At 76.4% G+C, this 1,409-nt stretch carries 2 protein-coding genes; both read left to right on the forward strand.

Annotated features, from left to right (window positions below):
- Positions 1-526, forward strand: a 526-nt coding sequence (locus ABD120_RS29290; protein ID WP_343953379.1) for a P1 family peptidase, incomplete at its 5' end; no start/stop codon positions are given.
- A 52-nt stretch (positions 527-578) separates the two neighbouring features.
- The coding region (locus ABD120_RS29295; protein ID WP_343953380.1) for an aldehyde dehydrogenase family protein at positions 579-1,409 on the forward strand (831 nt) is incomplete at its 3' end.

Raw genomic sequence — 1,409 nt, forward strand, 5'->3', positions numbered from 1 at the left:
CCTCGCGGGCGGCGTCGGCGGCCCCAGCGCCGTCCTGCCCGACGGCACCGTCGTCGCCGCGCTGGCCGAGGCCAACCCGGCGGGCTCGGTGCTCGACCCGGTGGGCGGCCTGCTGGCGGGCACCAGGTACGGCCTGGACGGCGAGTTCGGCCACCTCGCCCCGCCCGCGCCCGCCGAGGTCGGCGCCTGGCGGCCGCCGGTGACGACCTCGTTCAACACCACGATCGGCGTCGTCGCCACCGACCTGACCCTGACCAAGGCGCAGTGCGGCAAACTCGCCGGAGTCGCCCACGACGGGCTGGCCCGCGCGATCAGGCCCGCCCACACCATGGTCGACGGCGACACGGTCTTCGCGCTGGCCACCTGCGCCCGCCCCGCTCCTGACGCGGCCGGGCTGCAGGAGGTGCTCGCGGCCGGAGCCGACGTCTTCAGCCGCGCGGTCGCGCACGCCGTGCTGGCGGCCACCGGCCGCGCGGACGCCCCCGCCTACCTCGACGTCTTCCCGAGCGCACGGAGCCGGTCGTGAACGTCCCTTTCCCCGTGAGCGGCTGTTTCCCGGCGAGCACCTGGAGCAGGTCATGAACGTCCCAGACGGGCTGCCGATCGGTGCGGGCTGGGTCGCGGCCCCCGCGACCAGCCGGGTCGTCTTCCCCTACGACGGCACCGAGGTGGCCAGGGCGCCGCTCGGTGACGCCGCCCTCGCCGTCCGCGCCCTGGAGGAGGCGCTGGCCGTCGCCCCCGCCATGGCCGCGCTGCCCTCCCACGCCCGCCGCGCCGCCCTGCTCGGCGCGCATGACGCGCTGCGCGCCCGCGCCGAGGAGTTCGAACGGCTCCTGGTGCTGGAGACCGGCAAACCGCTGGCCGACTGCAAGGTCGAGGTCGCGCGCACCCTCGTCACGCTCGCCACGGCCGTCGAGGAGGTCGCTCGCCTGCACGGCGAGACCGTGCCGCTCGACCTCCTCCCTGCGGGCGAGGGCCTGCTGGGCTTCTGGACCCGGCGCCCGATCGGCGTCGTCGTCGGCATCACCGGCTTCAACTACCCGCTGCTGCTGGCCGCCCACAAGATCGCGCCCGCCGTCGCCGCCGGCTGCCCGGTGATCGTCAAGCCCGCGCCCGGCACCCCGTTGGCCACCCTCCACCTCGTTCACCTGCTGCGCGAGAGCGGGACGCTGCCGCCCGCCGGCGTCCAGCTCGTCACCGGCGACGTCGAGGTGGGCCGGACGCTCGTCGAGGACCGGCGGATCGGCGCCGTCTCCTTCACCGGTTCCGCGGCGGCCGGGCACGCCATCGCGCGCGGCGCCGCGCCCACCAAGGTCCTGCTCGAACTCGGCTCCAAGCCCGCGCTCATCGTCGCGGGCGACCGCGACCGGTCGCGGCTGTCCACGCGCGGGCCGGACTGGTTCACCGAC

The organism is Nonomuraea longicatena, assembly GCF_039525605.1.
GTDB classification, from domain to species: Bacteria; Actinomycetota; Actinomycetes; order Streptosporangiales; family Streptosporangiaceae; genus Nonomuraea; species Nonomuraea longicatena.